The organism is Sphingomonas sp. PvP055 (genome assembly GCF_040546365.1).
GTDB lineage: Bacteria > Pseudomonadota > Alphaproteobacteria > Sphingomonadales > Sphingomonadaceae > Sphingomonas > Sphingomonas echinoides_A.
Genome location: NZ_JBEPNS010000002.1, coordinates 72,593 through 97,538 on the forward strand (window position 1 = coordinate 72,593; position 24,946 = coordinate 97,538).

Annotated in this window: 28 protein-coding genes; 20 read left to right on the top strand and 8 right to left on the bottom strand. The window is 64.3% G+C overall.

From position 1 onward, the window contains the following. Nucleotides 1-133: 133 nt before the first annotated feature. The 4 genes from ABIC16_RS19040 to ABIC16_RS19055 all read left to right on the top strand — a co-directional run bounded on the left by ABIC16_RS19040 (nt 134) and on the right by ABIC16_RS19055 (nt 8,575). Nucleotides 134-4,354 carry a strawberry notch-like NTP hydrolase domain-containing protein gene (locus tag ABIC16_RS19040; protein WP_354292437.1) on the top strand — a complete coding sequence of 1,407 codons (4,221 nt, stop codon included), beginning with the start codon at nt 134-136 and terminating at the stop codon, nt 4,352-4,354. 125 nt (nt 4,355-4,479) lie between these two features. After that, entirely contained in the window at nt 4,480-6,543 is a 2,064-nt protein-coding gene (locus ABIC16_RS19045; protein ID WP_354292438.1) for a ParB/RepB/Spo0J family partition protein, read from the top strand. A gap of 140 nt (nt 6,544-6,683) precedes the next feature. After that, entirely contained in the window at nt 6,684-7,607 is a 924-nt protein-coding gene (locus ABIC16_RS19050) for an ArdC family protein (RefSeq protein WP_354292439.1), read from the top strand. Further along, on the top strand, nt 7,604-8,575 hold the full coding sequence (locus tag ABIC16_RS19055; protein ID WP_354292440.1) for a phosphoadenosine phosphosulfate reductase domain-containing protein: 972 nt from the start codon (nt 7,604-7,606) through the stop codon (nt 8,573-8,575). Before ABIC16_RS19050 ends, ABIC16_RS19055 begins: the two co-directional genes overlap by 4 nt. A gap of 1 nt (nt 8,576) precedes the next feature. Here ABIC16_RS19055 and ABIC16_RS19060 read toward each other — a convergent pair whose 3' ends face one another. Then, entirely contained in the window at nt 8,577-8,810 is a 234-nt protein-coding gene (locus tag ABIC16_RS19060) for a hypothetical protein (protein WP_354292441.1), read from the bottom strand. 129 nt (nt 8,811-8,939) lie between these two features. Here ABIC16_RS19060 and ABIC16_RS19065 point away from each other — a divergent pair, with 129 nt between their 5' ends. The 10 genes from ABIC16_RS19065 to ABIC16_RS19110 all read left to right on the top strand — a co-directional run bounded on the left by ABIC16_RS19065 (nt 8,940) and on the right by ABIC16_RS19110 (nt 14,721). Next, entirely contained in the window at nt 8,940-9,575 is a 636-nt protein-coding gene (locus ABIC16_RS19065) for a hypothetical protein (protein ID WP_354292442.1), read from the top strand. 24 nt (nt 9,576-9,599) lie between these two features. Next, complete coding sequence (locus ABIC16_RS19070; RefSeq protein WP_354292443.1) at nt 9,600-10,211, top strand: DUF6927 domain-containing protein; 612 nt, start codon at nt 9,600-9,602, stop codon at nt 10,209-10,211. Then, nucleotides 10,204-10,371, top strand: coding sequence for an adenine nucleotide alpha hydrolase family protein (locus ABIC16_RS19075; protein ID WP_354292444.1), 168 nt, complete (start codon nt 10,204-10,206; stop codon nt 10,369-10,371). The genes ABIC16_RS19070 and ABIC16_RS19075 overlap by 8 nt, the downstream gene beginning before the upstream one ends. Continuing rightward, on the top strand, nt 10,372-11,184 hold the full coding sequence (locus tag ABIC16_RS19080) for a hypothetical protein (RefSeq protein ID WP_354292445.1): 813 nt from the start codon (nt 10,372-10,374) through the stop codon (nt 11,182-11,184). A gap of 50 nt (nt 11,185-11,234) precedes the next feature. Then, a complete protein-coding gene (locus ABIC16_RS19085; RefSeq protein ID WP_354292446.1) occupies nt 11,235-11,393 on the top strand; it encodes a hypothetical protein in 159 nt (52 codons plus the stop codon). A gap of 206 nt (nt 11,394-11,599) precedes the next feature. Continuing rightward, the gene (locus ABIC16_RS19090) at nt 11,600-11,791 is read left to right on the top strand and encodes a hypothetical protein (RefSeq protein WP_354292447.1); all 192 of its coding nucleotides are present in this window, start codon (nt 11,600-11,602) and stop codon (nt 11,789-11,791) included. Next, a complete protein-coding gene (locus tag ABIC16_RS19095) occupies nt 11,788-11,934 on the top strand; it encodes a hypothetical protein (protein WP_354292448.1) in 147 nt (48 codons plus the stop codon). Before ABIC16_RS19090 ends, ABIC16_RS19095 begins: the two co-directional genes overlap by 4 nt. Nucleotides 11,935-12,160: 226 nt before the next feature. After that, the gene (locus tag ABIC16_RS19100) at nt 12,161-13,120 is read left to right on the top strand and encodes a DUF2493 domain-containing protein (protein WP_354292585.1); all 960 of its coding nucleotides are present in this window, start codon (nt 12,161-12,163) and stop codon (nt 13,118-13,120) included. 189 nt (nt 13,121-13,309) lie between these two features. Further along, nucleotides 13,310-13,495, top strand: a complete 186-nt coding sequence (locus ABIC16_RS19105; RefSeq protein WP_354292449.1) for a hypothetical protein — start codon at nt 13,310-13,312, stop codon at nt 13,493-13,495. A gap of 815 nt (nt 13,496-14,310) precedes the next feature. Further along, nucleotides 14,311-14,721 (top strand): single-stranded DNA-binding protein, encoded by a 411-nt coding sequence (locus ABIC16_RS19110; RefSeq protein ID WP_131534417.1) that lies wholly within the window; start codon nt 14,311-14,313, stop codon nt 14,719-14,721. A 94-nt stretch (nt 14,722-14,815) separates the two neighbouring features. Here ABIC16_RS19110 and ABIC16_RS19115 read toward each other — a convergent pair whose 3' ends face one another. Both ABIC16_RS19115 and ABIC16_RS19120 read right to left on the bottom strand, forming a co-directional pair. Next, nucleotides 14,816-15,067 carry a hypothetical protein gene (locus tag ABIC16_RS19115; protein ID WP_354292450.1) on the bottom strand — a complete coding sequence of 84 codons (252 nt, stop codon included), beginning with the start codon at nt 15,065-15,067 and terminating at the stop codon, nt 14,816-14,818. Further along, nucleotides 15,064-15,222, bottom strand: coding sequence for a hypothetical protein (locus ABIC16_RS19120; protein ID WP_354292451.1), 159 nt, complete (start codon nt 15,220-15,222; stop codon nt 15,064-15,066). The genes ABIC16_RS19115 and ABIC16_RS19120 overlap by 4 nt, the downstream gene beginning before the upstream one ends. 547 nt (nt 15,223-15,769) lie before the next feature. On the opposite strand from ABIC16_RS19120, the gene ABIC16_RS19125 reads away from it, so the two are divergent. Then, nucleotides 15,770-15,934: a hypothetical protein gene (locus ABIC16_RS19125; protein WP_354292452.1), complete on the top strand. Its 165-nt coding sequence runs from the start codon at nt 15,770-15,772 to the stop codon at nt 15,932-15,934. 193 nt (nt 15,935-16,127) lie between these two features. Here the strand turns inward: ABIC16_RS19125 and ABIC16_RS19130 are convergent, their stop codons facing one another. Further along, complete coding sequence (locus ABIC16_RS19130) at nt 16,128-16,454, bottom strand: hypothetical protein (RefSeq protein WP_354292453.1); 327 nt, start codon at nt 16,452-16,454, stop codon at nt 16,128-16,130. Between the two features lie 248 nt (nt 16,455-16,702). Here ABIC16_RS19130 and ABIC16_RS19135 point away from each other — a divergent pair, with 248 nt between their 5' ends. The 3 genes from ABIC16_RS19135 to ABIC16_RS19145 all read left to right on the top strand — a co-directional run bounded on the left by ABIC16_RS19135 (nt 16,703) and on the right by ABIC16_RS19145 (nt 19,472). Next, the gene (locus tag ABIC16_RS19135) at nt 16,703-17,095 is read left to right on the top strand and encodes a DUF3768 domain-containing protein (protein ID WP_354292454.1); all 393 of its coding nucleotides are present in this window, start codon (nt 16,703-16,705) and stop codon (nt 17,093-17,095) included. 1,277 nt (nt 17,096-18,372) lie between these two features. Further along, a complete protein-coding gene (locus ABIC16_RS19140) occupies nt 18,373-19,110 on the top strand; it encodes a nucleotide-binding protein (protein WP_354292455.1) in 738 nt (245 codons plus the stop codon). After that, nucleotides 19,107-19,472: a hypothetical protein gene (locus ABIC16_RS19145; protein WP_354292456.1), complete on the top strand. Its 366-nt coding sequence runs from the start codon at nt 19,107-19,109 to the stop codon at nt 19,470-19,472. Before ABIC16_RS19140 ends, ABIC16_RS19145 begins: the two co-directional genes overlap by 4 nt. Nucleotides 19,473-19,913: 441 nt before the next feature. Here ABIC16_RS19145 and ABIC16_RS19150 read toward each other — a convergent pair whose 3' ends face one another. Next, complete coding sequence (locus tag ABIC16_RS19150; RefSeq protein WP_502958364.1) at nt 19,914-20,285, bottom strand: VOC family protein; 372 nt, start codon at nt 20,283-20,285, stop codon at nt 19,914-19,916. 82 nt (nt 20,286-20,367) lie between these two features. After that, nucleotides 20,368-20,628 (bottom strand): hypothetical protein, encoded by a 261-nt coding sequence (locus ABIC16_RS19155; protein WP_354292457.1) that lies wholly within the window; start codon nt 20,626-20,628, stop codon nt 20,368-20,370. Nucleotides 20,629-20,937: 309 nt separating this feature from the next. Here ABIC16_RS19155 and ABIC16_RS19160 point away from each other — a divergent pair, with 309 nt between their 5' ends. Together ABIC16_RS19160 and ABIC16_RS19165 are read left to right on the top strand one after the other, a co-directional pair. Then, nucleotides 20,938-22,932, top strand: a complete 1,995-nt coding sequence (locus ABIC16_RS19160) for a relaxase/mobilization nuclease domain-containing protein (protein WP_354292458.1) — start codon at nt 20,938-20,940, stop codon at nt 22,930-22,932. Beyond that, a complete protein-coding gene (locus ABIC16_RS19165; RefSeq protein ID WP_354292459.1) occupies nt 22,929-23,807 on the top strand; it encodes a hypothetical protein in 879 nt (292 codons plus the stop codon). Before ABIC16_RS19160 ends, ABIC16_RS19165 begins: the two co-directional genes overlap by 4 nt. A 283-nt stretch (nt 23,808-24,090) precedes the next feature. Here the strand turns inward: ABIC16_RS19165 and ABIC16_RS19170 are convergent, their stop codons facing one another. Beyond that, on the bottom strand, nt 24,091-24,432 hold the full coding sequence (locus ABIC16_RS19170; protein ID WP_354292460.1) for an alpha/beta fold hydrolase: 342 nt from the start codon (nt 24,430-24,432) through the stop codon (nt 24,091-24,093). After that, nucleotides 24,353-24,946, bottom strand: a complete 594-nt coding sequence (locus ABIC16_RS19175) for an alpha/beta fold hydrolase (RefSeq protein WP_354292461.1) — start codon at nt 24,944-24,946, stop codon at nt 24,353-24,355. Before ABIC16_RS19175 ends, ABIC16_RS19170 begins: the two co-directional genes overlap by 80 nt.

Here is a 24,946-nt window from a genome sequence, read left to right on the forward strand (position 1 = left end):
GACGTGTCCCGATCGGCTTTGGAAGATGGCTTCGCGGTAGCGATGTTTGTCGGGCACAACGCGTTCAGAGGAGAGGGAGCCTTCGGCTTGTTGATCCGGTGATGAGCACCGGGCGACAAGAAGGAAGCCCTCGATGCGCACCTCAGCCGCAGCTCTCGAACTCGATTTCACCGAACCGTCCATCACCGCCGCCAAGGCCGTCGCCGACACGATCGCCAGGAACGGATCGCTGCAGCGTAGCACGCTGCTGTGGGTCATGGAGCAAGCCTATGGCGCTTCGTCTGCCGACGGTCGCTGGTCGCTCCGCGACGCCTACGACATGCTTGAGCTCGCCGAGGTCATGTATCTCGCAAAAGCAGACCTCCCCGCCAATCCCGGCGCTTGTGTCGCTGCGCTTACCGAACTGGTCGCCGCTCTGCCGACACACACTGTTCGCAGCGAAGAGCAAATCGAGCTCCAGCAATTCTCGACACCGGCGCCGATCGCCTACCTCGCTGCGCTCGCTGGCAGGATTGCGGCTACGGATCTGGTCCTCGAGCCCTCTGCAGGCACCGGCCTGCTTGCTGCCTTCGCGCACCGCGCCGGTGCCCGCCTGGTTCTTAATGAGATCGATCCGGCCCGCGCCGAGATGCTTGGCGCCGCCTTCCCCGGCGTCTCTGTCACCCGCCACGACGCCGAGCTGATCGACGATCTACTCGAACCAACGATCCGGCCAACGGCCGTCCTCATCAATCCGCCCTTCGCGCGCAGCATCGGTCGCCACGCCGACCGCCAAGCAGCGTTCCGGCATCTTCGCGCAGCCTTGAGGCGTCTCGGCACGGGAGGCCGCTGCGCCGCCATCCTGCCCGACCGCGTCGACCCGTCGAGCCGCGCCTGGGCCAAGGCGACCGAGGGCTGTACGCTGACGCTGCACCTTGAATTGCCGGCGAATGCCTATGCCAAGCATGGCACCAGCCAACCTGTGAAGATCATCGTGCTGGAAAAGGGGACCGGCACGCCTGCCGAGCTGATCCGCTGCGCGACGCTCGCCGATGCGCTCGCGGCGATCACCGCCAAGGCCGCTCCGCCTGTGTCCGAGCCTGGCCTGCGCACGGCCTCGCTGATCATCCGCCCCAGCGGGCGCAGCTCGCTTCTTGGCGGCTTGGCGAGCAAACCGCGGCTGAGCGCACCCCCCGCAAAAGCCGCGCGGTCTCAGACCGCGACCCCGATCGACTATACCGTGTTCGCCGAGCCACTTCCGACCGGCGAGTCTGTCGGTGTGTACCTGCCCTATCGGCCTAGCCGCATCGCGATCGGCTGCGCATCGGCGCATCCAACCGCTCTGGTGGAATCGATCGCCATGGGCTCGATCACAGCGCCACGGCCGACCTACATCCCCACGCTGCCGCACGCCGTCGTCGATGCGAAGACGCTCTCCGACGCCCAGCTCGAGACGCTGATCTACGCCTGCGACGCCTTCGAACGCGACATCCCCGGACTGTTCAAACCCGTCGAGGAGGGGCTGTCGATCGCACCATCCGAGGATGGCCGTCCGTATCGGACCGGCTTCTTCCTCGGTGACGGCACCGGCGCCGGCAAGGGCCGCCAGGTCGCCGCGATCATCCTCGACCAGTGGCTTCGCGGTTGCCACAAGCACATCTGGATATCGAAGACCGAAACCCTGCTCGAAGATGCGCGTCGCGACTGGACCGCTGTTGGCGGTCTCGCGCTCGACATCCAACATCTCAACCAGTGGAAGCTGGGCACCCAAATCGGCGCAGCCGAAGGCGTGCTGTTCCTCACCTATGCGACGCTGCGCTCCAATCGCGGTGACAAGGGCACGCGGCTCCAGCAGATCCTCGAATGGGTCGGTGACGACTATGACGGCATGATCGTGTTCGACGAGGCGCACGAGATGGCCGGTGTCGCAGGAGGCGAAGGTAGTTTCGGCACCAAACAAGGCTCCGACCAGGGCATCGCCGGCGTCCGTCTCCAGAACCTCCTGCCGCGCGCCCGAGTCCTCTACGTGTCCGCGACCGGCGCATCCGACGTCAACAATCTGGCCTATGCAACGCGGCTTGGCCTATGGGGTCCGGGCACGGCCTTCGCCGATCGCCGGACCTTCGTCGACTCCCTGCGCCGAGGCGGGATCGCCGCGCTGGAGCTGATCGCGCGCGACCTGAAAATGCAGGGCCTTTACGTCTCGCGTGCGTTGAGCTTCGCCGGTGTCGAGTATGACATCCTCGAACACAAGCTCACCGTCGACCAGATCGAGGTTTATGACGCCTATGCCGATGCCTGGGCGATCATCCACAGCAACCTTCGCGCGGCGCTGGACGCGACCCGCGTGACGGACAGCTTCTCGAACGACACCTATAATAGCGGCGCCAAGGCCGCCGCGTTGTCGATCTTCGAGTCCACCAAACAGCGCTTCTTCTGCCAACACCTGATCGGCATGAAGCTGCCCTCGCTCGTGCCCGCGATCCGCGCCGATCTCGCCCGCGGCGAGAGCGTTGTGATCCAGCTCGTCTCGACGTCCGAGGCCATGCTCAACCGGGCACTTGCCGCGCTCACCGTCGAAGAACGGGCGAACCTCGATATCGAGTTGTCGCCGAGGGAGTTTCTCATGTCGTACCTCAAGGCCGCCTTCCCGGTCCGGCAGATGAAAACCTTTGTCGACGAGACCGGCAAGACGCGCTCCGAACCGATGTCGGACGAGGACGGCCGCCCCGTGTTCAGCCGAGAGGCGCTGGAGATGCGCGACAATCTACTCGAGCAGCTCTGCGCGCTGCCCATCGTCGGATCCGCGCTCGATCATATCATCGGCCATTTCGGCACCGACGCTGTTGCCGAGGTGACGGGGCGCAGCCGGCGCGTCATCATGGACACCCACGGCCGCCAGCGCGTCGAAAGCCGCTCGCCCCGCACCAATCTCGCCGAGACCGATGCTTTCATGCTGGGGCAGAAGAAGATCCTGATCTTCTCCGACGCTGGCGGCACCGGCCGCAGCTATCATGCGAGCCTGACGTGCGAAAACCAGTCGCGCCGCAACCATTACCTCCTCGAGCCGGGCTGGCGTGCTGACGCTGCCATCCAAGGCCTCGGTCGCACGCACCGGACGCATCAGGCGACCGCACCGCTGTTCCGGCCGGTGTCGACGGACTGCCGGGGCGAACGTCGCTTCATCTCGACGATCGCGCGCCGGCTCGACAGCCTGGGTGCGCTCACCCGCGGCCAGCGACAGACTGGCGGTCAGGGCCTGTTCGACCCGCGCGACAACCTCGAAAGCGACGATGCAAAGGAGTCGCTCGAACAGTGGTTCCGCCTGCTCGCCAATGGCAAGCTGCGCTCCACCACACTGGACGAGTTCCAGAAGCTCACCGGCCTCGAGCTGGAGGGCGAAGGTGGCGGGCTTAAGGAGGAGATGCCCCCGATCCAGCGCTGGCTGAACCGCATCCTCGCGCTGCGCATCGCCATGCAGAACGCGATCTTCGACAAATATCTCGGGCTGATCGAGGCCCGGATCGAGGCGGCCAAGGAGGCGGGCACGCTCGATCTTGGCGTCGAGAGCATCAATGCCGAGCGCATCACGATCCTCGATCGCACCGTCATTCGGCGCGACCGGACCAGCGGCGCCGAGACCGAGGTCCTACGATTGGAGACCGAGGAGCGCTACAAGCCGCTCGCGCTGGATCGCGCTTTGCGAACCTTAAGCGACGACGCCCGCCCGATCGTCAACCGCAAGTCGGGCAAGGCCGCGATCCGGTGCAGCACCTACTCGCTCACCGACGATGATGGCGAGATCGTGCGCCGCTACGAGCTGGTCCGCCCGACGCGCACCGAACGGATGCGGCAGGATCTTCTCGTCGAGACGATGTGGGAAGATGCGAGCGAGGCGGAGTTTTCCGCGCTCTGGCAGGCCGAGGTCGAGGAGATGTCGGGCAAGACCCGCACCAATACGCTCTACCTCGTCACCGGCCTGCTCCTGCCGGTCTGGGACCGCCTGCCCGACGATCACGTCCAGGTCTGGCGTCTCAACACAGATAACGGCCAGTCCTTCCTCGGCCGCATCGTCCCTGCGCCGCTCGTCACCAAGCTCGCGGACGCCTTCGGCATCGCCGCGACCATCACGGTGTCGGGGGCCGAAACCGCCAAGCACGTCCTGGGCACTGCCGAGATCACCGCGCTCGGCGCATACCGGCTGAAGCGCAGCCTGGTCGCAGGCCAGCAGCGCCTCGAATTGCTCGACTGGCCGCACACGCGCTTGGCTGAGCTGAAGGCGGCCGGGTGTTTCACCGAGATCATCCAGCACAAGACGCGGATGTTCGTGCCCATGGCGACTGCCGCGACCGTGATCGACCGTATCACCGCCTGACACGATCGAGGCTCTCTTCCCGGGTCATCAAAGGGAGGGGAGGGAGCCTTCGGCTTTTTGGGCTTGGAGGACCAGGCTCGCGTGACCGCGGGACGCGGCGCGCCACTTCCAAACGGAGACGACCGATGATCCAGTCCGTGAAGGTCAAGAACCTGACGCTGTCGAAGGACAATGTGCGCAAATCCAATCGTGACGCAGGGATCGACACCCTCGCCGCGAATATCGCTGCCCAGGGGCTGTTGCAGAACCTGATCGTCACCCCGCTCAAGAAGGCGGGTACGTTCACGGTGAAGGCGGGCGGTCGCCGCCTGCGCGCGCTCCAGCTCCTGATCGAGCAGGGCACCCTCCCCGCTGATCACACCGTGCCCGTCCTCGTGCTGAGCGACGACGATAACGCGATCGAGGCAAGCCTCGCCGAGAACTTCCAACGCGTGCCGATGAATCCGGCCGACGAATGCACCGCGTTCAACTTCCTGATCCAGAAGGGCATGACCGCCGAGGACGTCGCCAAGCGTCAGGGCGTGACCACCCGGTTCGTCGAACAGCGCGTGCGCCTTGCCGAGCTGGCCCCGCCTGTCTTAGAGGCGCTCGCAGCCGGCGAAATCACGCTCGGCGTTGCGCAGGCTTACGCCGTCACCACCGACGTCGATCGCCAGGCCCGCGTGTTCGCCCAGATGAAAACCTCCTACTACGGCGACAATCCCGACAATATCCGTCGCGCTATCCTCAACGGCACGGTCAAGGCGAACGACGCCAAGGCCCGTTTCGTCGAGCGCGAATCCTATGTCGCCGCTGGCGGTCGCATCGAGGGCGACCTGTTCGCCACGGAGGGCGATGAGAACTGGATCGACGTCGACCTGATCGAGACGCTCGCCGCTTCGAAGCTCGAAGCCGCAGCGGCCGAACTGGCGAAATCCGAAGGTCTCGCGTTCGTCACCCCGATCGCGGCGACGCACGTCCCCTACGACCTCGAGCGCCAGCTTCACGAGTATCACGCACCCGCCCGCGCCCTCACCGAGGACGAGACAGCGCGTGTCGAGGTTCTGTCAGCCGAAAACGACGCGCTGATCGACCAGCTCGAGCAGGAACTGCCCAACGGCAGCGTCGAAGCCGAGGCGGCGAGCGCGCGTATCGAGGCGATCGAGCGCGAGCTGGAAACCATCGAGGACGCCCGTCACGAGATCGATCCGGCGCTGAAAGCGCAGATCGGGACGTTCGTCTATATCGGGGGCGATGGCGAACCCCGCGTCCACACCCGCCTGTTCAGCGAAAAGCCGGTGGTGGATCCGAACGCACCGCCCAAGGAGTCGGGCGGCGCTGCCGGGGAAGGCGATGCCGGCGACGGCGATCAGGGTCCGAAACTCAGCGCCACGCTGATCGACGAACTGGCGACGCAGCGCCGCCAGATCCTCGCCGCCCATGTCGCCAGCGACCCGGGACTAGCACTCGACCTGACCATCTTCCTGATGGCGCAGAACGTGGTGTTCGAGCAGGCGCACATCCCGAACCACTCGACCCTGAAGTCGAGCGCCGCAGGCTTCCCGATCTTCGGGTTCCGCGACGAGGGATCGATGGCGTCGCAGACGATCGACGACCAAAGCCAGAAGCTCGACACGAGTTGGGCGGGTCTGCCGACCATGACCGAACGCTTCGACGCCTTCCGGGCGCTCGACGACGAGGCCCGCGGCGCTTGGGTTGCATACTCGATAGCACGAACTCTCGAACCGACGCTTAACGTCGCCGAGGGCTATCGGAGCAATGGCTTCCATGACCATCTCGGTCGCCTCCTCGACATCCAGGTCGAGAATTGGTGGCGCCCGACGGCCGAGAACTTCTTCGGCCGGGTGAAGAAGACCGTCATGCTCGACGCGCTCGAGCAAATCGGAGGCCCGATCCTGCGCGGCCGCTACAAGGACGCCAAGAAGAGCGACCTTGCCGGCACCTGTGCCTCGCTGTGCAACGGCCAGGGCATCGTCGAAGCCGAGATCCGCGAGAAGGCGACGGCCTGGTTGCCGGAAGCCATGCGCTTCGAGGGACAAGAGAAGGCGGCACGCACACCGTTGCGCTCGAGCTTCGCCGATAACGAAACCGGCACCGATCCGGACGAGAACGAGGATACCGACCTCGATACCGGTGAGGACGCAGTGATCGATCACGAAGAAGGGGAGGATTTGAGCCAAGCGGCCTGACACCGGCTTGCACAGTTCGAGGCACCTGGGGGCGGCACTCTTTGCGGAGTGTCGCCCCTCTTTTTGTGACCCGGCACCGACCCCTCCCAGAGGGGAGGATGCTCACGCGGGTTTGCCTCACCTCAATCAGGAGACCGATCGTGGCACAGACCACCGACAAGCCCTCGCCTGCCGACATCATGACCAACACCATCATCGACAAGCTCGAATCCGGAGTGCGTCCCTGGGTGAAGCCGTGGCGCCCCGGCCTTGGCGGCCGTCCGCTGCGCGCAACCGGCGACCCCTACAAGGGCATCAACTGTTTCTGGCTGTGGCTGTGTGCCGAGGGCGCAGGCTACAACTCGCGGACCTGGATGACCTACAAGCAGGCGCAGGCCCTTGGCGGTCAGGTCCGCGAGGGCGAGCGCTCGCAGATCGCGATCTTCTATAAATCCTACAGCAAAACTGTCGAATCCGTCACCACCGGCGACACGACCGACGAGATGCGGCGCGTGCTGCGCTCCTACGCCGTGTTCAATTGCGACCAGATCGACGGGCTGTCTCCCGACTTCTACCCGAGCCCGGTCAGCATCGTGCCCCCGGCCGACGCGCTCCCCGAGCGCGCGCAGCGCTTCCTCGATGCGCTGCCGGCAACCGTCCACACACGTGGCGATCGCGCGTTCTACGACCGCACTGCCGACAGCATCACCATGCCGCGCTTCGAGCTATTCTCGACGCGCGCCTATTTCGCGGCGACGCTCGCCCATGAGGCTGGCCACTGGACCGGCCATCCCGACCGGCTCGATCGCACGTTCGGCAAGCGCTTCGGCGACGACGCCTACGCGTTCGAGGAGCTTTGCGCCGAGATGACCTCAGCGCTGCTCGGTGCCGATCTCGGTCTGCCGACGTCGCATATGGACGACCACGCCGCCTATATCGGCTCGTGGTTGAAGGTGTTGCGCAAGGACAGCCGCGCGATCATGACCGCCGCGGCAAAGGCAGAAGCAGCAGCCGGCTATCTGCTCCGCGCAACCGGCCTCGACGCCTCGGCCGAACCCGAGGAACAGATCCGTGAAGCAGCATGACCGCTCCGGCCGCCCTCCCCGACCTCGGCGCCTACCGGCGCTTCATCGTGGCGTTCAGTGGCGGCAAGGACAGCCTTGCCGCCCTGCTCCACCTCCTCGGCCGCGGCGTCCCGGCACACGCGATCGAGCTGCATCACCATGATGTCGATGGCCACGGCCCGACCTTCATGGATTGGCCGTGCACCCCCGCCTATGTCCGCGCGATCGCCGAGCAGTTCGGCATCGCGCTCTACGTCTCGTGGCGCGAGGGCGGCTTCGCCCGCGAGCTGGCGCGCGACAACGCGCCGACCGCACCCGTCCTGTTCGAGACGCCGACCGGCATTGGCCGTGCCGGGGGCAACGGCCCAGCCGGCACGCGCGGGATATTTCCCCAGACGTCTCCCGATCTTTGGGTGCGCTGGTGCAGCCCCGCGCTGAAGATCGACGTTCTCGCGGCCGCGATCCGGAATCAGCCGCGCTTCCTCGACGGCCGCACGCTGGTCATCACCGGCGAGCGCGCCGAGGAAAGTCCCTCGCGTGCGCGCTATGCGACGCTCGAGCCGCATCGCACATCGACCCTCGCGCGTGCGGTCGATCATTGGCGCCCGGTCCTTGACTGGACCGAGCGCCTGACCTGGGACGCGATAGCGCAAGCGCGGATCCGTCCCCACCCGGCCTACGTCCTGAGTTGGGGCCGCCTGTCCTGCCGAGCCTGCATCTTCGGCTCGCCCGACCAATGGGCGACGCTCCGGCTCGTCTTCCCTGCCGCCTTCCGACGGGCCGCGGCTCGCGAAGCCGCGAGCGGGAAGACGATCCATCGCACGCTCACCGTCACGCAGCTCGCTGATCGCGGCACGGCGTTCCCGGCTGCGACGCTCCATCCCGACGAATTGGCGCAAGCCGATGACCCGGTCTGGCGTCTCTCGATCCTGACGGATCGCTGGACGCTCCCTGCTGGCGCCTTTTGCGACCATGCAGGCCCGGTGTAGCTCAGGCGGAAAGGTGCTTAACGAAGAGGACGAGGATCGAGACGATCGCCATTGCGGCTGCCATCTTGGTCGCCAGCTCGGCTGCCTTACCGCTCGCTATTGCCGAAGGCGAACGCAGATCGATTTTAAACTTGCGATGCAGATCGGGAATGCGCCCCGCCGCGATAGCGGGCTCATTGTTGATCCCAACGATTGCAGCGCCCATTGCAACGCTGAACATCGTGAAGACAACCATAGCGTCAGTCATCGCAAACTCCCTTAAAGTGAACCGACCAGATATAATCGCGATTCCCGTTATGTTCTAGGGGGAGGAGAGGAAGCCTTCGGCCTTTTGAGCGCGCCCTGGCGCTCAGGAGGTTCGGTCATGCTCTACGACACCCATTACCGCCACAACGAGGCGCTATCCCCTGACGCGCTGGGCACCCTGCCCGCTGCGCTCCATGCCCTGAACGCGGGCGTTGACGACTGCCAGCGTGCCGGCAAGCCGATCGACCGCGATGCGTCGATCCTGCTGCTGATCCGCAACCTGGCGTCCGTCGCCGAATTTGGTGCGCCCAGCACCAACGAACTGCGCCTGCGCTGTGCGGAAGATCGGGGCACCGTCATTGCCGGATCCGCGCTGCTCGCCATCGCCGGCAACACCGTCGCCAGCGATGGCGCGGCGAAACGGACCTTCCATCGACAGGCACGCCTCGCGCTCGCTTCGCTTGCCGAGGCGATCGGCCTCGAGGCGCATGACCTCCGTATCGACACGGACATGGGCGGGATCGCGGACGATGGCACGACCGAGCTGCGCCACGCCGATCTATCGATCCGGGTGCGGCCGCACAGCATCCTCCCCGACAGCCAGATCACCTTCAACCGCTGCCGGGGCGGCGAACACGCCGGCCCCGTTCAGCGCGCGCCAATCGCCGAGTTACTGGACGCGAAGGCGTTCCAGCGCCGGCTCACCGCGACGGTTGGCGACGCTGGCGCTCGGCGCCTCGCCGCTGCCGCCTGATCCTCACGTTATCGGAGACTTATCATGGGCTGGCTCTTCATGCGCGATATGGGCGACTACGCCACCCCGCGCTCCTATCTCGACAACCAGTTCACTTACCAGCGCGACACGCATCGCCTGACCGTGCTGGCGTCCTCCATGGTCGGATCGACCTATTACGCCGCTTGCGAGCGCCTCGCGGACGATGCCGAACGGATCGTGTTCGGCATCGTTTGCCTCACCAAGACCAGCACCGGTGCGCGCGACGGCTGCACGTTCGGGTACAAGGATATGGATGAAACGGTCGGGCCGAACGAGAGCGAGTGTCCGGCCGCGATCCTCGACGAGCTGACCGCTACGGACAGCGAATATGCCCTGGCCTGGCGCGCGCGGTGCCGCGCCAATCTGCTCGCGAAGAAGCTCGATCGGGCCAAGCCGACCCCGAAGCCTGGGCAGACGATCATCTTCGATGAGCCCATGCGCTTCAGCGACGGTAGCGACCGCAGTCGCTTCGAGGTGGTCGCCAATCCCAAGGGCAAGACGCCGCTGTTCCGCGACCCGGAAAGCCGCGCGATCTGCCGCATCCCGGGATTTCGAAAGCGGGCATACCGCCTCGTTCATGCGGCGATCATCGTCCGGGATACGACCAATGGTTGATCGCCCGCCCGTCATCGCGGCCTGGGGGGCCGGCGTCGACTCCACCGCCATGATCGTCGAGTTCGCCGAACGCGGCGAGCCCGTCGACATGGTTCTCTTCGCCGATCCCGGCGCCGAAAAATCGGCGACCTATGCGTTCATCCCCGTGTTCCGGGCCTGAATGTCGGAACGCGGCATCGCATCCGAGATCGTCCGCTACCAGCCCCGCAACTTCAAACACTGGCCGCCCTATGCGGGCATCGCCGAGAACATGCTGACCAACGCCACCCTGCCCTCCGTGGTATTTGGTGGCGGGTCGTGCAGCCAGAAATGGAAGGCGGCCCCGCAAGATGCCTGGACCGCCCAGTGGGAACCCGCGCGCCGCTGCTGGGACGCAGGCGGGCGCGTGGTAAAGCTGATCGGCTACGACGCCTCGGGACGCGACACGCAGCGTTACCATCATGCGGTCGGGTGCGAGGATCCTCGCTACGCCTACCGCTACCCCTTGCGGGAATGGGAATGGTCGCGCGCCGACTGCGAGGCGCGCATCGCGCGCGCCGGACTCCCCGTCCCGCCCAAATCGAGCTGCTATTTTTGTGGCAGCATCAAGCCCGACGAGGTGCTGGAGCTTTCAACCGAGGAGCTGCGCATCATTGTGTTGATGGAAGCGCGAGCCAAGCCTCGCCTTCGCAATGTCGAGGGCCTGTGGCGCAAGCCGGTGCTTGGCCGTCGCGGTGCGACGCCGCGTCCCGGCAGCATCACCGAGTTCATCCGCGAACGCGGCCTCCTATCATCGGCCGAAGTCGACCGCATCATCGAGACGGCGCCCTTGGCGCTACTCGATTTTCAGGCCGCGCAGGCCGCACTTCTCCCTGAGCAACGCGTCCCGATAGGGCGCTGGCTCGACGACTTTCATCGCGCGTCCGACGCGCTGGCCAAAGACCATCACCATCGTACTGAGATTCCGGCGAACTCTGCACCGAACCGGCACTGACCGCCTGTGGCGTCACCTTTGCCCAGGGTCACAAGGACCACGAGTGGACGATGGCGCTGGAGTTTCAGGCGCATCCCAATCGCGATTGGAACGTCGGCGATCACGCGCGCGAGATCAGCAGCGTCCTCTCCGCTGATCGCTTCGGGGCCGACGCCCACGAAGGCTGGCCCCCTCTCGCCTTTCCGGCCGAGCGTCCCCGCTACGAATGACCCGAACCGCTTGGGTCTCCAATTTTGCCAACCTTCAGAAGTCCGGTCTCATGAAGACCTTCACCGACCCCTTTCGAATACTCTGCCCATTACCGTGCGGAAATCACTGTCGAGGCGGAATACGTCGTCAGCGCCTGCCGCTCCGCTTGTCGATGCATCGCATACGACCGACGGGTGGAAGAGCCTCGATACGGAGCATCCCACGTATGTCCGCGCTTGTCGCTGAAGGTGCGGACGTCGATCCTTCTCGCCTTGTCCTCGATGGCGGCGCGACCTCCGCCCTGCCCGTCCCGGACCTGTTCTCGCAAGCTGCGGCGTGCGCGGGCTATGCCGCGACCCGGAGCGAGGATCTGGTCGACCAGCTTGTGCATCATGGTCGATGCGATCGGCGCCGATGAAGCGCCCACGGATCACCCCAGCGGCGATGGTCCGCTTGTGTGCAACGTGGCAGGCGCTTCTCAACGACATCGCGACGTTCGGGTTGAGCCCCACGTCAACCGTAGCAGCAAGCGTGGTCACGTCTGCGCCCGACGCCACCTGACTTGCCGTAGCCTTCCGCCAGAGAGATGCGGCACATGGGCGGCCGCGAGACCCCCGCAACCGCAAAAATCCGGGCCGAGTTGCCGCTGTGCGGCTGCCCGCACCACCCCGGTTTTTGCGGTTTCCCTCCGCTACGCTCCGGTGCGGGCGTCTCTTATTCGGCCGCCCAGGAGGTGCGCACCCGGCGGATAGGCCGCCGGCCTCGATCAGATGAAGGGCTTGACCCCATGACCACTTCCCTCGCTGCCGCACTTTCCGCTCTGGAGCTTGGACACCTCGAACCCCGAGCCGAAGACGTTTCGGGCATGTGCCCGCCCTCGACCGAAGCACTGGAGCAGACCACCACCGCCATCTGGAGCGACCTGTTCGCAACCCTCCAGAATACGTCGCTCGAACGCGACATTGAGGAGATGGGCTGGGGCCTGGTCAACCTCTTCCACCGGGCCGCGGCCAAGAAGCACGCGACGATCGACCGTCTCACCGACGAGATCAGGTTCCTCCTGGCCGAGCAGGACGGTTCGGAGATCAACACCGCTAACCTCGAGGACAAGATCGACCTTGCGAAGAAGATCGAGGAAGCCGCCACCTGCTACGAACACATGCGCGACACCGCAGCGGCACACTATATCCGCGAAACCGGCCGTTCCTGGATCCCGTCGACCGGCAACCGCATTTCGCTCGGGGTTACGTCGGCAATCGTTGACGGACGCGCCTTCCTTCAGGCTCGCCGCGAGCGGGTCCGCGACGCCAACACTGCACAGGGCACGCCCGTAGTGTTTGCCGGGGGACGGCTGACCTTCCGGACCGAGGAGGATATGAAGGCGTTTGGCGACAATCTGCTGCGTACCCTGGGTGCGGTTCGGGAGCGTGTCGGCGACATGTATCTCGTCCATGGCGGCGACATGAAGGGGATCGAGCGCATCGCGGCGTCGTGGGCCGAGCAAAACGGCATTCAGCAAGTCCGCTTCGGTCTCGATCGCAAGCTGGGTGATCGTGCCGGCTTCCGTCGCAACGAGCAGATGCTCTCGCTGAAGCCCCGCTACGTCATCGCCTTCCAGGGTAACGGCGTGACCGAGCGTCTGGTCATCGACGCCAAGAAGGCCGGCATCCGCGTGGTCGATCGTCGCGGTCCGCTGGGGACCCCGCCCGCAGCTCAGAACGCTCAGCGCGACCGAGAGGTCGCCTGAGCTTCGGCGAGGCCGCTGGCAAAGCCAGCGGCCTCGCCCTTTGCCGCCTCCCCGCAGATTCCACTCACTTCCACCCCATCTGGGAGCAAACCGATACCTCGCCCAACCCGTAACAGACGGCTGCGCATTGCGGTCGCTTCGCGTTTCGCGTTTCGCGCTTCGTCTGACGGCGATACCTGCCACGTCGTCATGACGGACAATCGCAGCGCTCCTCGCGCGAGCGGCAAGAGGCTTTTCGTCACCGTCACCGTCACCGTCACCGTCACCGTCACCGTCGCCGGCTCCGGCCCCCGCCTGCATGACGACGACGCGGATCGCGCTGTCGAGGTCATGATCGGTCGTGCAGGCTTCCCAGGGCGAACAGCCGAGCGGTGATGACTGGTTCCTAAGGGCAAGCTCGCGAAGGTTCGGGGCCAATAGTGTCGCGACCAGCGCGCTATTCCGCTTCGCTTCACCGAACCCCTTAGCCGGTCTTGGCCCATTCGGGTGACGATCGACTGACGGGGGCTTACCGTGCCCGCATCGCGATTCCGACGCGGAGCGGTTCCGTGGGGCGAGGCCGGAGTCTGCCCCGCGCCGTGTGCCTCTCGTTGAGGCCACACGCCACCTCACCGCGTTGGTCTCTGCGCCGGCTTCGCCGCTCTATGCTACGGGGGATGCGCTGCCGGAATCACGACAGCCGCGTTCGGTTCCTGCCGTCCGGGCGGGGCGCTGCGCAGCACGACCCCCCCATCGTCATCTCGACACGCACGACGCGCGCGCGCCGTGACGGCGAAAGACGGTACCAAGGTCCACGCCGCGACCATCATCCTTCACGACAGACACCGGCGCAGGGCGCGAGCACCAGCGAGGGAGGGTGTCAGGTCCGCCCGGATAGCGGGATCAAGGCATAGTGGCACTGCCGGACGAGCAACGCGACAAGGGCGTCCTGCTTCACGGTTCCATGTCCGTTGCCCGCCGGTGGGGGTCCATCCCCTCTCTTTCCTGAACGACCTAATCCGGCCGTCCACCCCCTCCAACCCGCGATCGTTCGGGCCGAGTTGCCGTGTGCCACGGCTGCCCGCACCACCCCTTCGATCGGGGTTCCCCTGCGCGTCTTCGCGCTTCCGGTGGAGAGGGCGTCCTGGCCGTCTTTTTTGGTGTTCAGTCGAGGGGACGGACCCCCCGGCTAGCAAAAAAGGAACCTCGAAATGCAGAACCTCGTCATCCTCGCCGGCAACGTCGGCGCCACGCCTGAAGTACGCACCACCCAGGGCGGCACCAAGATCACCAACTTCTCCCTCGCCACCTCGCGCCCCAAGCGCGACCAGGACGGCAAGACCATGAAGGATGGCGAAGGTCGCCGGGTCGAGGACACCGAATGGCACCGGATCACCTGCTTCAACGGCGTCGGCAAGACCGTCGCGCAGTATGTCGAGAAGGGCCAGAAGGTCATGGTCCGGGGCCGCATCCACTACACCCGCTGGACCGACGATCAGAACATCGAGCGCTACGGTGTCGAGATCATCGCCGACGAAGTGACCTTCCTCTCCTACGGCAAGAACCGCCAGGAACGCCAAGGCGCCGCGCAGGACGATGAGGCGGATGACGTACCCTTCTGAGGGAGGCAGTACGGGCCCGGAGCTCCCGCTCCGGGCCTCTTCTCGCGTTCACCGGCAATCAGGACCGCAAGGTCACAAGTTCACGAAGACACAGCTAAGCCGCGTGCTTGAGCTGCTCGAGTTGCTTGTTGTCCGGCAGCGTCTCCGTGAGACGTTGCTGGAGCATGCGATCGTCGAAAGGCTTGCCGATGCACGTCGCTTTGCCGGGCATGTCCCCCGGACATGGCGTCACGTTGCCGCTTGCGATCACGATCTCGATCCAGGGCCAATGCTCGGCAAAGTAATGGGTTAGCACGCACCCGTCGCTGTCGCCGGGCATCGCCACGTTTGAAAACAGGAGCGTCACACCATCGGTATGATCGCCCAGGAGGTCTTGGCCTCTTCACCCGTACCCTCTTCGTGAAAGCGAAAACCCGCTCCCTCCGGAATGTCGCACGCATGCCTGAGAATGAGCGGATCGTCGTCGACTACCAATGCATAGGGGACGGTAGGGATCGCCATTCAGTCTAAAGCCTTATCATGAAGCCGGGTAGCCTGTGTTGGTGTCTCGAGACGAGTTGGCGTCTCCCGGCGAAGCCGGGACCGTCGCTCTATTCCGCTTCGCTCTACCGAGCCCGTAGCCGGTCTCGGCCCGTTCGGGTTACGATCGACTGACGGACGCGCAGCGCGGAAACGTCTTTCCGGAAAGCGGCAACTTCCTTCCATCTTGGCCCGGCCGGGGCTGCACCGCCGAGCAGCGCACTGTGCCCGTCGACATTGGAGCGCAGAGAGGGGGCACGGACTGGGCAGGTGTCCACCGCGCCTGCAAGGGGGTGCGTTACTGGCAAACCAGCGCTGAGCACGACGTTCCGGGAAGGCGGGCTTCACCTCGCTCTTGAGGCGCAATCCTTGGGCCGGCTCAAGGCCTTGTACGATCAACCCGCAAGGGGTCCGGGCGCTTCGCTACGGCTTTTTTCGCAAGCGAAAAAAGTGATCGCGGCCTTTCCCCGTCCTGTCGGGCGCCTGTCGAGCGGGGATGAACCCCGCCGGCTTCACAGGAGCCTCGGACATGTTCAACGATATCTGGATCGCCCGCAAAAACGCCATGGGCCTCGCAAGAACCTTGATGGTGGCAACCATGGTCATCGCTGTCGGCACGGGGTACGCCGTCATCACCGCCGAAGATCACGACGGCTCGCTCACGATCGTCAACGAATACGACCCTTTCGCCTGAGCCGTCCGGGGGGCTCAGGCCCCCCTCCCCTCCCCGCTCGTCAACCGTGAAGGCGCCGGAGCGGGCATCGAGCCCGCCCCGGCCCTGCTGCGCAAGCATCGTTGGGGCACCGGTATGCAACGCATCTGCGGCTTTTACGCAAGTCATTGGTGCGAATTCAAAGTCAGACCCTACCGCTTCCAGGCGCGGGCAATCAGCTCCATGCCGTCCGGACAGGCGGCAGTTCCTCGAACACCTTCATCAGCCGCGGGTCGCGCAGGAGCGTCACCCATTCCCGGCCATAGGTTCGCGACGCCAGATAGAATGTAGACCCTTCGCACTCGACCATTCGGCAGCGCTCCAGCTTGTCGACGAGCGAATAGTCAGAGCCGTGGCGTGCCACGATGGCTTCCAGCTCGGCCCGCATCAGCGTCGCGCATTTGCAGCACCGGGTCCGGACCAACGCCTTCATCCGGAGCATATCGCCAGCGCTGTCCATCCAGCGGGGCCACAGGGCAACGATGTTGGCAGCCGTTTCCATGATCGAACGATACGCCGCGATCAGCGTGGTCGTCCAGCATCAGCCTCGACGTGATGTCTTTTCCAGCTCGACGATCCGTGCGGCATTTCGGGCTTCCACGTCCTGGCCAGGGCGCTCCCCCGCGCAAGCCCGCCAGCGGGCTTCTCAACTCCGTTTCGACCCTTTGGGTGCGCGAGCGACCTATGCCCCGGCCGTCCTGTCGCCTGTCGAAAGGCCCCGATCGTCGGGGTCAATGGCAGGAGACCATCATGGCCGAGCAAATGCCCCAATCGAACCACGCCAAGGGTGGCGTAGCGGAGATCGCCCGCCTCAACGACTGGCTGCGCGAACATCTCACCGCCCCGGGCAACAACCGTGTCGTGATGACCGGCGGGATCGCAGACCTGATTGGCGACGTCAGCCTCTTCCGGAACTTCCGCAAGCGGGCGGAGCTGCTCCGAGCGGTTCGCTACTTTGACGCTTTCGACGACGCAATCGACCCCTACGGCGAGCACGACCTGGGCCGGTTCCTGTTCGAGGGCACCGATTGCTACTGGAAGATCGACTATAACAATCACGACCTGAGCGCGGGCTCAGAGGATCCGGCCGATCCCTTCAAAACCACGCGCGTCCTGACGATCATGCGCGTCGACGAACGATGACGCACCGCCCCGGCGCGATGGCGTCGGGGCTCTTCGTTCTGCCGAGAGGATCGGATCACGAATGTCGAGACCCCCCTCCCCACTCAACGCCCTGCGATGAGCGCAACCGAGCGCGCGCGACGGAAACGCGAGATCGGCTTCGCTCGTGGCAACGTCCGTCATGAAGCGGTATTCTTCCTGATGAGATCGAGTGCCTCAATGCCCGCGACCTTGCCGCGAAATTTGATAGCGACCAGCTGACGGTCGCTATCCGGGCAACGACGGTTGTCCGGGAAGGGTGACTGGTGCGCGGTGGGAGGCAAGACCGTCGCGTGGGTCGGCGCCTCCCGTGCCCTGCCAACGTCGGAAAGGCTCTGTCGTCGACTCTGTCCATTGTGACGACCGGGCGGAGCCAGCGTCAAGGATGCGCGGTTCCCCCAATTTTGACGCGGCCTTCGCTTCGCTTCGACCACGACAAAATCGGCACCCCCACGCCCCGCTTGCGCGGCCGCTGCGCGGTCCTGTGACCCTGACCCCACCCGATCGTCAGTCGGCATCCGTCTCAACGAACAGACGGAGGTTCACATGCACGTCCAAAACGCACGCACCCAGGCTTGGCTCGCTGAATTTGCAAGCGTCCAAGCGGAGATTGCAGCACACGGGATGCCCGAGCGGGCACCCCTCCCCACAGTAAAGCGGACCCGCAAGCTCAAGCCGCTCTGGGAGGAATGAACATCGTCCGGGCGGCCTCGGTCGACCGATTAGAGGATCGGCTCTTCGTCTTGAGCGTCGTTATATCCGGTGTGGTGCAGGTCGTGTCGAACGAGATCGGGCCGTGGGTACTTCACGATCGATTTCGACATTTTGCGCTTTGGCGACACGCGAACTGAGGGGGATTGTTTCCTCATCTGGTAGCCTTTTGGTAGCAACGAGCTAGCTACATTGTAGCGACCTGATCGCGGATTGCGGTTGGGTAGCAACCCGATAGCTATCACGTAGCATGTTCATACACGGTTGGTGGCAGTGCCTCTAACGCCTTTACAACTGCGCCGCGACGGTATCGCAAGGGCGCGTATCGCTGGTTGGTAGCAAGCCGCAACCGGCTACCAACCAGATCGCGAGCACGTCGTTTCCTAAACGCAACATTCTCGCATCTAAGCTGCAGTCGGCTCGCGATAAACTCGCTACCTACTCGCGGGCTAGTTGCGATTAAATCGCAATCATACCGCAAGCTGCTCGCTGTCAGATTGCGTCAAAGTCGCTAGACGCGAGCTGCTACGTTGCGATATAGCGGCTTCATGAACGCTGGCTGCTACATGGTAGCAACCTGGTCGCAACGGGAGAGCAGTATGCCAGTCATCAGCTTCGTGTCGCCGAAAGGCGGGGTGGGTAAGACCACCGCGACATTGTTGCTCGCCGGAGAGTTGGCGGAGGCGGGGGGTACCGTACGCCTGATCGATGCTGACCCGAACCTTCCGCTGGTCGACTGGGGCCAGTTACCGGGACGACCGGATGCGATAACTGTCGTCGGGTGCCGCGACGAAAACGCGATCATCGATGAAATCGAGAGGGGCGCGTCGGAGGCGCGCTTCACACTCGTTGACCTCGAAGGCGCGGCGACCGCGACCGTCACGTTCGCAATCGCGCAAAGCGATCTGGTGATCATTCCTTGCAAGGGGTCGCATCTGGATGCCACCCAGGCCGCCCGCGCTATCAAGCTCGTCAAGCAGACGGCGCGCGGTACCAGGACAGAGATCGATTATGCGATCCTGTTCAGCCAAATCCCGCCGGCGCTGCGCTCGAACAATCAGAAGGACATCGCGGAGCAGTTCAACGATGCTGAAATTCCAGTCCTTCCGGTCATGATCTACAATCGCGAGGCCTATCGCGCGATGTTCGCCGCTGGTGGAACGCTTCGCACCATCAACGACAAAGGCGTCGGTAACATGAAGGCAGCGCTCGAGAACGCCGAGGCCTACGCGGCAGCGGTGATCGCAAGGCTGCGTAAGGCGCGTACCGTTAAGGAGGCAGCATGACCCGGTCCCGGCTCGATCTCTCGGAGTTCGATGATACGCCCCCGAACAAGGATCCAGCCAAGCTACGCGAGATAAGCGACGGGGCGGGCTTTCCGTCGCGTCCGGCTGTCCCAGCTGTTGCTGCCCCGCCTGTAGCGGCGCCCGTGCCTCAAGAGCGTCCCCAAGCCGGGACATTCCAACGGCCGCCACGCGTAACCGGCAATCGCAATATCGCGATCAACGTGAGGGTAGATCCCGAGACCGCTGCGCGACTCTATGCTCTTCGTGACGCGGATCCGGCACGCAAACGCGTGCTCGCCGACGTCGTTGCTGATGCGGCGCTTTTGCTTTACGAACGCGAGATCGATGGCGATGATCAATAGGTAGGGCAGGAGCCCTGCATGGCCGTTAGCGCGGCGACGCAACGCAATCATGGTTGACCGCCCGCGCGCCACAGAACCTCGTTAAAGGTGGCCCTACGATCGATGGATAGGGCGTGATACCCCGCTTGGCACGACCGAGACGGCGCCCGAAACACCATACGAGCCGCGCCCGTGTGCCGCGGCGCACGGGCGAGCCCCGGCCGCCAACACGGCGCTAGCTATGGCCGGTCTGCAGGGGAGGGGGGGCAGCCTGATCTGGCGCCGTCAATCTGCTTTCGGGTATCCTGCTCGGCCGCGCTGAAGCGAGCGCCGGCCGTCAGCCTCCGTCGGCGCAACACCCAGACAGGCCGTGGCTGCCAAGATTGGGGAACCGCTGCGTTCGATCCCAGCCAATGCCCTTACCGCATAGAATGGCGGATCGGAGGTCATCCCTTGCCCACGCTAGGTTCGATCAAATCCCATCGGTTTCCCGTAGAGGTCTTCGAAGACCGCCACCGTGCCATATGGTTCATGGCGAGGCGCTTCAACAAAACGGATGCCCCGCTGAGTGTAAGCGAGGTGGTCACGGGCAAAGTCGTCTGTTTCGAGAAACAGGAACACGCGACCGCCGCTTTGATCGCCGATCGCCTCACGTTGCCGGTCGCCAACCGCTCGCGCTAGTAACAGTCCGTTCGCCGCACCATGCGGCGCGACCACCACCCACCGCTTGTCATCAGTCAGCACGGTATCTTCACGCAGTTCGAAGCCAAGCTTCTGAACGAAGAAGGAGAGCGCGGTGTCATATTCGTCGACAAGGAGAGCGGTCAGGTTCAAGCGTTGACGCATCCGACGAAGCTGCCCTAATCTGGATGCCAAGCCAACGCCGGCTTCCCGTCTGGATGGTGGATCGGGAAGCCTAGCCAAGCGACGCAAGCTGGCTTGCCACCGCTTTGCCGCCGTGTTTCGAGATAGCCGTCGCGATTGCCCGGGCATCCGCTTTGTCGATCGCTGCAATTTTAACGCGCTCGAGCGCTACGGTTAGAACCGGACGACCAGCGTCCCGAGCCGTCTGCTCCGCCGCCTTTGCCTGTTCGTCCAGATGAGCAAGTTCCGCTTTTAAAGCTTCCCGCCGAGCCTCGATTGTTGCGAGATCGACGGCGTTTCTCGTTCGGGCCATTCTTCGAATCCGGTTCCAATAGAGAACAAATTAGGAGGTTGCGGGCAATCCAGAGAATAGCAGTTAGCCGTGCCTAATCGTGCAAACGCCTTGCACCGCCACCACAAGACCGAAAGCTACTTGTCGAAAGCGCACAGTCAATCCCTTTTCACCTCCGCGTTTGGAGTGATTTAGCTCCAAAGAGATTGTTGTTTCCATGAGGATAGCCAATTACTAGGGATGGCAGGATATGCTTCACGGCACCAATATTTAACATTGGCTTGTGGGGCGCCGCTGCACGGGGCTTTTGGGATGAATGTAGGCCTACGGTTGAAGGACGAGTTGGTCGCCGAGATCGACCGCGTTGCCGCAGCGAACGGGCAGAACCGCAGCAGCTGGATGGCAAGCGTGCTGGCCAACGCCGTGCTGGCCCCGGAGAACGATGACATCCCGGTGCTGCCAATTCAGGGCAGGGGGCATCCCGACGACCTCGTTCGCGTCACCGTGCGGCTCGACCGGAGCGAGATCGAAGGCATCGACACCGTAGCGGCGCCGATGAAGATGACGCGAAACGAATGGATCAAACGCACGCTTCGCTGGCAGCTTTGGGACAAGGCGGGCGTGTTGAGGCTGGCTCCGGCCACCCAGGCTGAGATCGTCAAATTGCGCAAGCAGGTGCTTCTGATCGGCCGAAACATCAACCAGGCGGTCCATGCGATGAACGCCGCCAACCAGCCCGAAAGCTCGCTCGATATCGCCCGCATCGCCGGTCCCTTCATCGAAAAATGTGAAGAGCTGAACGCCGCTGCTGTTTACGACCCGGCTGTCCCTCTCGGTCGCGATCGGGGCAGAGGTCGGGTACTGGACCGAAACCTACCGAGGTTCAGCAGCGTGAGCTTCCGCTTCTCTTCCGGGACGATGGACTCCATGGCGGGCGTCTTCGCGCCACCGAAGAAGTACCGCCTCGGGACTGGAGGCGGCAGCGCAAAGGGCCCGAGTACCGGGGGCACGATGCTCGGCCTTGCCGTCGCATCGATGTTCCCGAAGACCGCATCATCTTTGGCCACGTCGCGTGCCAGTGCGCAGGCGAAGCACGCTTTCGGGGGCGGATCGCAGGCCCGGATAAACGGCCGTGCAGTGATGACTGCGGATCGCACATCACGTCGAGTTCCAGAGGTCATGGTGCGGATCACGGGGCGTCAGCATGGCGGCGGACACGTCCTTGCCAACTTCGCCTACATCAGTCGGCTGGGGCACGGTCCGGGCGAGGAACTCGGGCTTGAAACCAGCGAGGGGATCGTTCTGCGGGATGGACGCGACATGCAGATCCTCGCGAAGGATTGGCATAACTTCGAGATGGACGGGGACGCCAGACGAAAAGGTGCGACGTCGATATCCATGATCCTCTCAATGCCGACGGGGACCGATCCGGACCGTTTGAAAGCGGCGGCCCTGGACTTCGCACGCGAAGAGTTTGCGAACCGGTCGTGGGTTGCCGGCCTTCACGTCGATCGCGACCATCCGCACGTTCACCTCACGATCGCGCGTCGCGACTTTGACGGGCGCCGCTTTCATCCGGACCGAGATGATCTGTTTCGATGGCGGCAACGCTTCGCCGAGAAGCTTCGCGAACGCGGCATCGAGGCCAACGCCACGCCGACCAGGGCGCGCGGTATTGACCCCGCGCATGAGCACATTGCGGTACAAAAGATGCGCGACAAGGGGCAGGTTCCGCGGCTCGATAGGAGCCGGGCGGATCGCGCCATGCGCCTCCGCGATCAGGGTATCTCCGACCCGGTCGAGGCCGTTCTTGCAAGTCGGCAGGCCATCGTTCGCGCGACCTATATGAGATCCGTCGCGGAGCTGTCGGCTTCGCATTCCCTTGCCGATCAGGTGGTCGCACAGAGCCTCGAACGGTTCGTCGCAGCATTGCCGCCGCCAGAGCCCAACTCGGCCCGGGCGATGCGTGCCGGTTCACCGTCCCGCAGGCGCGACGCGATCGTTGATGCTCTGACGCGCCCCGCTGTTGCGGATCCCGGGCCTGATCCGATCGCAACAGCACTGGAACGTTCTCGCGTCATGCGTGGAAAGCTGGAGGCCAAGCAAGCACTCCGGGAGAGCCCCGACCGAGCCGAAGACACGCCGCATGAACGCCGACCTTCGGGGGTATCCGAACGCCTTCGCTCGCTTATGGACGAGGCCGAACGGCAGGCCACGGCACCGACGCCAAGCAAGTCGGAGAAGGTCCTTCGCGAGATATTGGATCGTGATCGCGCAACTCTGGACCGCGCGCGTTCGCCGGATAGGGGTGGGCCAGAACGATGAGCACGGACCAGGTAAGCGTTGCTCTGGCAGGCGTTCTGGACGCGTTGACGCTCATGCAGGAGCAGCTCGATGCGCTGACCGAAAGCGGCCAGCGCATCGAGGCGACACACAGAGAGATCGTGCACAGGCTCGACACGATCGATGCGGGCCAGGCTGCGGTGACGGATCTAACGCCGATCCTCGAGATGATCCTGAGGCGATCGATCGACGATCGCGAGATCATGAAGACGCAGCTCGGTACGATTGCGACGGCGATCGGCTTCGCCCATGCCGCCGCTAACGGCAACCGAGCACCCCTGCCGGTCGCAGTAGCCAGCGATCCACTTCTCGAGCGCTTTATCCTGACTCAGCCTGCGGATTTGGCATCGGAGGAGCGGGCTTTGACGGACTGGCGCAACGCCGCGTCGTCCATCACCACCGTGGAGCTTATTTCTCTCCTGAACCATCAGCAGCAGCCCTCACCAACGGATACCTCGGAATCCCGGGTCCTGCGCTACCGCCTGGCAGCAATCACGCGGGCCGAGATCAAGGGGAGGGGGGGCGAGCCGCCAGGACCACCAAGCACCGCCGTTGCGGTCGATCGAACGGCCTCGGCTTGCAAGATCCGGTCCCACCAACTTGCCGAGCTATGGCGAGCAGGGGAAAGCGCAGCACTTTACGGCGAACCCGAGCTGGCGGGCGCCGTAGATATCTTCGACGATGCGGAGCGCAGGCTGGGATCTGCGGCTGGTGTGGATTTTCCACCCGAGCTCGTCTCGCTTCACAGCGATCTAGCAACCCGCATCGAGGCAGGCGATCGGCCGAGCATCGGCGACAGTGGCCCGGTTTACAGCAACGAACGTGCGACTGCGGTCGAGCCCGGCAAGGACCGTTAGACGGCGTCCGGTAGAGTGGATCGGCGGCTTCCGACCAGGTATCGCCGTTTATCTGCGGTGAAATGAACGTCCGGATCTGCCAGAAGCCGCCGTCCAATGAAGGATTTTCCAGCGCCCGAGGAATGGCCGACATCGGGGAATTTTCTGCCCGACAGCTATCAGGAGCCACGCAGCGGACAGCTGACCCTTGCTATGCGTCAGCTGTCCCGAAAACGATGGTAAAAACGGGGTTGATGGCAGCTTCTCAACTCGCGTGAGCGGCGCAAAGAGAAGCCATCGCCCATCAGTGCAGCAGGAAGCCTGCGATCGCTTCGGCAATCGCCACCACATGGGTCTCCAGGGCGAAGTGGCCGGTGTCGAGGAAACGAACGTCCGCATCGGGCAGGTCGCGACGGTAGGCTTCGGCGCCTGCGGGAAGGAAAAAAGGATCGTTCCTGCCCCAAATCGCCAGCAGGGGCGGCCGGTGCTCACGGAAATAGGCCTGAAAAGCAGGATAAAGCGCTACGTTGCTGGTATAATCGCCGAACAGGTCGAGCTGTATCTCGTCAACTTCGGGCCGAGCGATGTACGAGGCGTCGAGCGCGCTGCCATCTGGCGAAACGGCGGCCGGGATCGGCAACACCATGCTCGTACTGCCAGCGGATCGAGGCTGGCGTGAGTAGTTCCCGGAGCGCCTGACGGTTGGCATCACTCGGTTCGCGCCAGTAACGCTGGATCGGGTTCCAGCCCGTGCTCAGCCCTTCCTCATAGGCATTGCCGTTCTGCGACACGATCGCGGTGACACGTTCCGGGTTCGCCATGGCGAGGCGGAAGCCGGTTGGAGCTCCATAGTCGAAGATGTAGAGCGCATAGTGGTCGAGACCGATCACCTCGGTGAAGCGCCCGATCACCCGGGCGAGCGCGTCGAAGCTGTAGGTGAAGGTATTGCGCGGCTTGATCTCGGAGAGGCCGAACCCCGGCAGGTCGGGCGCGACGAGGTGGAAGCGATCGGCCAAGAGCGGGATCAGGTCGCGGAACATGTGGCTCGATGATGGAAAGCCATGGAGCAGCAGCAGCGTCGGCTTCGTGAGATCACCAGCCTCGCGGTAGAAGATTGCATGCCCGTCGACGTCGACGGTGCGGTAGCGGATGGAAGTCAT

Bases quoted from the DNA above. Each gene is read 5' to 3' on its own strand.
- ABIC16_RS19040 (WP_354292437.1), top strand. From the start codon at position 134: ATGCGCACCTCAGCCGCAGCTCTCGAACTCGATTTCACCGAACCGTCC.
- ABIC16_RS19045 (WP_354292438.1), top strand. From the start codon at position 4,480: ATGATCCAGTCCGTGAAGGTCAAGAACCTGACGCTGTCGAAGGACAAT.
- ABIC16_RS19055 (WP_354292440.1), top strand. From the start codon at position 7,604: ATGACCGCTCCGGCCGCCCTCCCCGACCTCGGCGCCTACCGGCGCTTC.
- ABIC16_RS19060 (WP_354292441.1), bottom strand. From the start codon at position 8,810: ATGGTTGTCTTCACGATGTTCAGCGTTGCAATGGGCGCTGCAATCGTT.
- ABIC16_RS19065 (WP_354292442.1), top strand. From the start codon at position 8,940: ATGCTCTACGACACCCATTACCGCCACAACGAGGCGCTATCCCCTGAC.
- ABIC16_RS19070 (WP_354292443.1), top strand. From the start codon at position 9,600: ATGGGCTGGCTCTTCATGCGCGATATGGGCGACTACGCCACCCCGCGC.
- ABIC16_RS19075 (WP_354292444.1), top strand. From the start codon at position 10,204: ATGGTTGATCGCCCGCCCGTCATCGCGGCCTGGGGGGCCGGCGTCGAC.
- ABIC16_RS19080 (WP_354292445.1), top strand. From the start codon at position 10,372: ATGTCGGAACGCGGCATCGCATCCGAGATCGTCCGCTACCAGCCCCGC.
- ABIC16_RS19085 (WP_354292446.1), top strand. From the start codon at position 11,235: ATGGCGCTGGAGTTTCAGGCGCATCCCAATCGCGATTGGAACGTCGGC.
- ABIC16_RS19090 (WP_354292447.1), top strand. From the start codon at position 11,600: ATGTCCGCGCTTGTCGCTGAAGGTGCGGACGTCGATCCTTCTCGCCTT.
- ABIC16_RS19095 (WP_354292448.1), top strand. From the start codon at position 11,788: ATGAAGCGCCCACGGATCACCCCAGCGGCGATGGTCCGCTTGTGTGCA.
- ABIC16_RS19100 (WP_354292585.1), top strand. From the start codon at position 12,161: ATGACCACTTCCCTCGCTGCCGCACTTTCCGCTCTGGAGCTTGGACAC.
- ABIC16_RS19105 (WP_354292449.1), top strand. From the start codon at position 13,310: ATGACGGACAATCGCAGCGCTCCTCGCGCGAGCGGCAAGAGGCTTTTC.
- ABIC16_RS19110 (WP_131534417.1), top strand. From the start codon at position 14,311: ATGCAGAACCTCGTCATCCTCGCCGGCAACGTCGGCGCCACGCCTGAA.
- ABIC16_RS19120 (WP_354292451.1), bottom strand. From the start codon at position 15,222: ATGGCGATCCCTACCGTCCCCTATGCATTGGTAGTCGACGACGATCCG.
- ABIC16_RS19125 (WP_354292452.1), top strand. From the start codon at position 15,770: ATGTTCAACGATATCTGGATCGCCCGCAAAAACGCCATGGGCCTCGCA.
- ABIC16_RS19130 (WP_354292453.1), bottom strand. From the start codon at position 16,454: ATGGAAACGGCTGCCAACATCGTTGCCCTGTGGCCCCGCTGGATGGAC.
- ABIC16_RS19135 (WP_354292454.1), top strand. From the start codon at position 16,703: ATGGCCGAGCAAATGCCCCAATCGAACCACGCCAAGGGTGGCGTAGCG.
- ABIC16_RS19140 (WP_354292455.1), top strand. From the start codon at position 18,373: ATGAACGCTGGCTGCTACATGGTAGCAACCTGGTCGCAACGGGAGAGC.
- ABIC16_RS19145 (WP_354292456.1), top strand. From the start codon at position 19,107: ATGACCCGGTCCCGGCTCGATCTCTCGGAGTTCGATGATACGCCCCCG.
- ABIC16_RS19155 (WP_354292457.1), bottom strand. From the start codon at position 20,628: ATGGCCCGAACGAGAAACGCCGTCGATCTCGCAACAATCGAGGCTCGG.
- ABIC16_RS19165 (WP_354292459.1), top strand. From the start codon at position 22,929: ATGAGCACGGACCAGGTAAGCGTTGCTCTGGCAGGCGTTCTGGACGCG.
- ABIC16_RS19170 (WP_354292460.1), bottom strand. From the start codon at position 24,432: ATGGTGTTGCCGATCCCGGCCGCCGTTTCGCCAGATGGCAGCGCGCTC.
- ABIC16_RS19175 (WP_354292461.1), bottom strand. From the start codon at position 24,946: ATGACTTCCATCCGCTACCGCACCGTCGACGTCGACGGGCATGCAATC.